Here is a 6,391-nt window from a genome sequence, read left to right on the forward strand (position 1 = left end):
ATCTTCATGAATAATATACAATTGAACTTCAATGAACCATTGTAAGCACTCTGTTGAGATTTATAATGATATACAGATGTCCATTAATGTATGAACATTCATTTTGGAAAGCGAGGCCAATCAAATGGAATATGTGAAATTCGGTAATACCGGCATGGATGTATCAAGGATTTGCCTTGGCTGCATGAGCTTTGGCGAACCGGACCGAGGATATCCGGGGTGGACATTGGATGAGGAAAACAGCCGAAAGATCATTAAAAAAGCGCTTGATCTAGGAATCAACTTTTTTGATACGGCGAATTTTTACTCGGAAGGAACAAGCGAGGAAATCGTCGGGCGGGCGCTCAAAGATTATGCCAACCGCGATGAAATTGTCATTGCCACAAAAGTGTATTTCCGTATGCATGAAGGTCCGAATGGTGCCGGACTTTCCCGGAAGTCCATTATGAGTGAAATCGATAAAAGCTTGAAGCGGCTGGGAACCGATTATGTCGATTTATACCAAATTCATCGCTGGGACTACAATACCCCGATCGAAGAAACGATGGAAGCTCTGCATGATGTCGTCAAGGCCGGGAAGGCAAGATACATCGGCGCTTCTTCCATGTATGCATGGCAGTTCATGAAGGCGCTGCATGTCGCGGAAAAACATGGCTGGACCCGGTTTGTCTCCATGCAGAACCAGGTCAACCTTTTATATCGCGAAGAAGAGCGGGAAATGCTGCCGCTTTGCAAGGAAGAAAAAATCGCTGTCATGCCGTGGAGCCCGCTTGCCAAAGGAAGATTGACGCGGGATTGGGATAAAAAAACGCATCGTTCCGAATTGGATGACACTGCGAAAAAATTCTATGACCGGAACGCCGATACAGACCGCGTAATCGTTGAGCGCGTGAAGGAAATTGCAGAAAAACACGGTGTTCCCCGCGCCCAAATTGCGCTGGCCTGGGTGCTGCAAAAAGAACCGGTCACTTCCCCGATCGTTGGCACAACGAAAGTATCCAATCTCGAAGATGCGGTCGCTGCACTTTCGGTCAAGTTAACCCCTAAAGAAGTGGCATATTTGGAAGAGCCGTACGTGCCGCAGCCTGTTCTTGGATTGGACTGATAGCATTTACCAAGGGACTGTCCCAGAAGCCCCTTTTAAGCAGAAATTTTGCTCTAACGGTCGTGACATAGTTTCTCAGGACCGTTTCCACAGGGGAAATTTTGCTTTAAATGAAAAAACCCGTCGAGAAAAATTAATATCTCAACGGGTTTTCTTGTTTAAAAAGGACTTTGGGACTGCCCCTTTTCTGAAAAAATATCCATTTCTTTTTCTTAGATGAACAATGGATATTTTACAAATTTGATCTAGAAAAATATGGATCACCTTGAATGGCAGAAAGGCTGACCTCCGCGGTTGAGGCAAAGTGGATAGCCGCTTCATAAAGTTCATCTTTGTCCCCGATCCCGACCGATACTTCCCCCGCACCATTAATTGACTTGATACCCGCGATAGAGTCTTCCAAGCCGATCACTTCACAAGGTTGCAGATTCATCAACTCTGCAGCGCGGACAAAAATTTCAGGGTCAGGCTTACCGGATTTTAAAGCAGCCGGATCAACAACCGCATCAAACATATCAGCGATGCCCAATCTCTCTAAAATGATGGGTGCGTTCTTGGAAGCCGAAGCGACGGCAAGCTTGTACCCTTTATGCTTGACCTCCATTAAAAATTCAGCCATTCCCGGCAAAATATCCTCCGGCGTTAATGTATCGATCAGCTTTTTATAATACTCATTTTTTTCATCTGCCAATTGTGCTTTCTGTTCGTGTGTATAAGAATGCTCACAGTTTCCGGCCTTCAGGATCATTTCCAGGGAATCCATCCGGCTGATTCCTTTTAAACCCGCAGCCAGTTCATCTGTCCATTTCGTGCCGACTTCCTCTGCCGTTTTCTTCCATGCCTGTGCATGGAAACGGGCGGTATCCGTCAATACACCATCAAGGTCAAAAGCAAATCCTTTAATATCATGAAAACTTCTCATTTGGAATCTCCCAGACTTTTTCTATTTTTACGTTAGTGTACAATGTTGATGGCCGCGATATCCGCCCGTTTGCCAATTCTTGCCCGATACCTCAGCAAGAGGGGGCCAGCCTGGCCCGCTTATCCCGCAGGAGTCTCCCGCGGCCATCAACAATAACATTTAACCGAGCCTTAGGATGAAAATATTTTGGAAAAATGCCTCCGATATCTTCGCATAAAGGAGAATCATTTAAACAAAAACCGAAGATTGTGCAACCAGTTCAACGTCTTTTCCATACAAACCGACCGTCAAGGGTTCGCCTTCCAGCAATTCAAGTGACACTCCATTTGTATCCACACCTACTTCAATCAGACGGCCTCGGAACAACAGGCGGAATTGGTATTTGTCCCATTTTTTCGGCAGGAACGGGGCAAAGTGCAGCTTGCCATCCCGGACACGCATGCCGGCAAATCCCTGCACAATAGCCAGCCAGCTCCCCGTCATTGAAGTGATATGCAGCCCGTCTTCGGTATCATTGTTATAGTTGTCCAAGTCAAGGCGTGATGTCCGTTCATACATTTCCACCGCCTTGTTTTCATCGTGCAGATCGGAAGCCAGAATCGCATGGATAGAAGCAGACAGGCTCGATTCATGCACGGTTAAAGGTTCGTAAAAATCAAAGTTGCGTTTTTTCTGTTCCGGTGTAAATTCATCAATAAAATTCCAGATTCCTTGCAATACATCCGCTTGTTTGATATACGCCGAACGCAGTATTTTATCCCATGACCAGTGCTGATTGATTGGCAATTCATCAGCCGGAATTTCGCTCACAGGCTTAATATCTTTATCAAGGAAACCGTCATGCTGGACAAAAATGCCGAGTTCTTCATCTTCCGGAAGATACATGCGGTCTACAATATCCTGCCACAACTGTTTTTCTTCCTCTGTCACATTTAAAACAGCTGCCTGTTCCTGAGAAACTTCCTCCAGGACCTGCAAAGTGTATGCCAAAGTCCATCGGGCCATGTAGTTGGTATACCAGTTATTATCCACATTATTCTCATATTCGTCAGGACCGGTGACGCCGTGCAGCATATATTTTTGTTTGCGTTTGGAAAAATGCACGCGGTCAGCCCAGAACCGGGAGATTTCTGTCAACACTTTGCTGCCTTCGTTTAAAACATAGGACTTGTCTCCGGTATAGCGGGTGTAGTTATAAATGGCAAAGGCAATATCCCCGTTCCGGTGAATTTCTTCAAACGTAATTTCCCATTCATTGTGGGACTCAATGCCATCGAAAGTGACCATAGGGAACAAAGCGCCCTTTAATCCTTGCTTTTTAGCATTATGATAAGCGCCATCGAGCTGCTGGTAACGGTACTTCAACAGATTTTTGGAAATTTTTGGTTCTGCCACCCCCAAGTAAAACGGCAGGACAAAAGCTTCAGTATCCCAATACGTGGCACCGCCGTATTTTTCACCTGTAAATCCTTTCGGACCAATGTTAAGGCGGGCGTCTTCACCATAATACGTTGAAAACATCTGGAAGAGGTTAAAACGGATCCCCTGCTGTGCTGCAACATCGCCTTCAATTTTGACGTCCGACTTTTCCCAGCGCTCTGCCCAAATCGCACGATGGGCATCGAATAATTCATCATAGGATAGATTGTCAGTTTTTTCGCTGATCGCGTTCATCGCAGAAACCAAATTATTTTGAGTATGATAATCCCGAGAGGTAACCACGATCACGCGCTTTTCAAAATCGATTTCCGAACCGGCTACCAATTTACCGCTAAATCCATTTACAACTTCTTTATCATGAGCCGGTGCAGCTACTTTCGCTTGCAAAGCTGTCCGATGGTGCATTTCCGCCCCGACCGTAAAGCGCGGGGTTCCGAACGGGTTGGCTTTCGTAATGGCAACCAGTGATCCGGATTGTTCTTTTTGATCAGTTTGCAATACTTCCCAAAAGCGTTCGCCGTAGTTTGCATCTTCATTTTTAACGTCCGCATCGATGGCTGAAATGATCTTAACGTCCACATCATCTGATCCGAGATTTTTTAGGCGAACCCGCTGGACTGACAATTCTTTTTGGGCAACACTCAAGAAACGTTCAAAGGTAACCACAACTTTTACCGTACCCTTTTCCACAGTAAAAGAACGGGTAAGACGTGCGTTTTTCATATCGAGATTCAGTTCGAATCCGGTAATCTCATCTTTAGCCAAATCAATAAATTCTCCGTTTAACGCAATATTGATTTTAATAAAATTGATGGCATTAATCACCTTGCCGAAGTATTCAGGATAACCGATTTTCCACCACCCTACACGGGTCCTGTCCGGAAACCATACACCGCCTAAATAAATGCCCGGCAAAGTATCTCCGCTGTAGTTCTCCTCGAAAAACCCGCGCATGCCCATATAGCCGTTGCCTAAACTGGTCATGGATTCCTGCAGCCTTTTTTCTGCCCGGTTAAAATCATGGCTGACAACATTCCATGGCTGTACTTCAAAAATACGTTTCATATTCATTCCCCTTTTCCATAAAAATTTACTTTGTTTGCGTTTTTTTAATCAGCGAAACAGAAGCCGCCCCAATAACCAGCAGCACGCCTGACAACAAAATCATCGCCGGCATAGAGGACCCGAGCGCCGGGAATATCACAAAACTTAAGCAGGAAGCCACAATTTGTGGCAAACAGATGCTGCCGTTAAACAACCCGAGATAGGTTCCCATATTCTCTCCTGATAATGCATTGGTCAGAATCGTGAACGGGAATGCCATCATCGCAGCCCATGCAATGCCGATCAGGATAAACGAAACAAGTAATGTGCCCGGGTTGTGGATAAAGAAAACTGAACCGAAACCAACCCCGCCAAGCACTAGGCTGAACGCATAAGCCGGTTTCTGTTTATTTTTCGGTACCTTTGTTAACACAAGAGACCAAAATACCGCGGCAAGGGAATACACGCCTGATAAAACGCCGAACCAGTTGGCTGCTTCCTGATAGGCCGTGCTTGACGGATCCACTGCATTCCAAGCGTTTTTGGCCACTGCCCCCGCTCCATACGTCCACAAATATTGAAAACCCATCCAGCAGAAAAATTGTACGACAGTAATCGTCCAGAACTCTTTCGGCGCATTGAGGAGCAATTGAAACATGCCCATTTTTTCTTTTTGTGCTTGATTTTGGATGCCATGATAAACGGCATACTCATCCGGGGAATATTCTTTGACTTTAAAAACCGTAAACAGGCTGCACACAATTAAAATAACGGCTCCGCTGTAAAACGAGACCACAACCGATTGCGGCACCACGCCTTTTGGAGCACTGTTTGAAACGCCCAATGCCGTTAAAACAAACGGAAAAATACAGGCCAGTACTGCACCGCTGTTAGAGAGAAAACTTTGGACAGCATAAGCAAAACCTTTTTGTTCTTCATTTACCATGTCGCCGACCATCATCTTAAACGGTTGCATGGCTACATTGGAAGATAAATCCATAAACAAGATAGTCACCGCTCCAAATGTCAACGCTGTCATTGATCCGAACCCAAAGCCAAAACTTCCGGCATTCGGAAGCAAACACATAACTATCACAGCCACAGCGGCCCCTACCAACAAATAAGGGATCCGGCGGCCCAGTTTCGGTATCCATGTCCGGTCAGAGAAATAACCGACCAACGGCTGGACAACAAGTCCAGCAAGCGGAGGCAGGATGAAGAAGAAACCTAATTTTGTCGGATCGGCGCCAATCGTTTGAAAGATGCGCCCCATATTCGAACTTTGCAGCGAAAAGGCCATTTGCACACCTAAAAAACCAAAACTAATCATCCAAATCGTGCTGATTGGCAGCGCCGGCAATTGGTGGCTGCCAATTTTCTTGCCGTCTTTAACAGTTGCAGATGATTTTACCCGTCCAATACTTTTTTCGTCGGTATTCACCGTTGCTCGCATGATCATTCCTCCATTCTATTTAAAAGCCTGCGCTCAGGCCGGATATTTCTGGTTGCGTTCACAACCGGTTGCATTCCCCCGTAAACGCAGAGACACCTTCCATATTTATTACAGACTTTGAAGATCCATATTGGTTCGTTCCAGCATAAGTTTTATTCCCTTATTTTTGGGTAATCCTCATCGTAATTCCCCCTTTTCAATGCGCAACCGGTTGCATTTTTGCCACCAATGTACTATCGCTTTCCATATTTATTGGAAGCCCCAACAAATTTTCTTCCAGATTTCTTAGTTCCTGCTAGTAGTTATAGATTTAATCTTATTAAAACCTCATGGCAGGGGATTGCGCAATCGATTGCATTACAGGCAATAAAAAATGAACATGTTCATCATTTTGGGTCTTCTGCATCGAACATCTTTATTATATATG

The 6,391-nt window shown here is 45.2% G+C and carries 5 protein-coding genes; 2 read left to right on the forward strand and 3 right to left on the reverse strand.

Annotation, left to right across the window (positions count from 1 at the left end):
- Positions 1-124: 124 nt before the first annotated feature.
- Positions 125-1,105: an aldo/keto reductase gene (locus tag GBH70_RS11135; protein ID WP_151681112.1), complete on the forward strand. Its 981-nt coding sequence runs from the start codon at positions 125-127 to the stop codon at positions 1,103-1,105.
- Between the two features lie 232 nt (positions 1,106-1,337).
- Here the strand turns inward: GBH70_RS11135 and pgmB are convergent, their stop codons facing one another.
- From pgmB to GBH70_RS11150, 3 genes are all read right to left on the reverse strand, one after another.
- Positions 1,338-2,027 carry a beta-phosphoglucomutase gene (gene pgmB, locus GBH70_RS11140; RefSeq protein ID WP_013858479.1) on the reverse strand — a complete coding sequence of 230 codons (690 nt, stop codon included), beginning with the start codon at positions 2,025-2,027 and terminating at the stop codon, positions 1,338-1,340.
- A gap of 228 nt (positions 2,028-2,255) precedes the next feature.
- Positions 2,256-4,538 (reverse strand): glycoside hydrolase family 65 protein, encoded by a 2,283-nt coding sequence (locus tag GBH70_RS11145; RefSeq protein WP_269467541.1) that lies wholly within the window; start codon positions 4,536-4,538, stop codon positions 2,256-2,258.
- A gap of 19 nt (positions 4,539-4,557) precedes the next feature.
- Positions 4,558-5,964, reverse strand: coding sequence for an SLC45 family MFS transporter (locus GBH70_RS11150; protein WP_151681114.1), 1,407 nt, complete (start codon positions 5,962-5,964; stop codon positions 4,558-4,560).
- A gap of 219 nt (positions 5,965-6,183) precedes the next feature.
- Here GBH70_RS11150 and GBH70_RS16980 point away from each other — a divergent pair.
- A partial coding sequence (locus GBH70_RS16980) for a hypothetical protein (RefSeq protein ID WP_216643884.1) occupies positions 6,184-6,391 on the forward strand: 208 nt, incomplete at its 3' end.

The organism is Weizmannia acidilactici (assembly GCF_008974225.1).
GTDB classification, from domain to species: Bacteria; Bacillota; Bacilli; order Bacillales; family Bacillaceae_C; genus Weizmannia; species Weizmannia acidilactici.

Bases quoted from the DNA above. Each gene is read 5' to 3' on its own strand.
- GBH70_RS11145 (WP_269467541.1), bottom strand. From the start codon at position 4,538: ATGAATATGAAACGTATTTTTGAAGTACAGCCATGGAATGTTGTCAGC.
- GBH70_RS11150 (WP_151681114.1), bottom strand. From the start codon at position 5,964: ATGCGAGCAACGGTGAATACCGACGAAAAAAGTATTGGACGGGTAAAA.
- pgmB (WP_013858479.1), bottom strand. From the start codon at position 2,027: ATGAGAAGTTTTCATGATATTAAAGGATTTGCTTTTGACCTTGATGGT.
- GBH70_RS11135 (WP_151681112.1), top strand. From the start codon at position 125: ATGGAATATGTGAAATTCGGTAATACCGGCATGGATGTATCAAGGATT.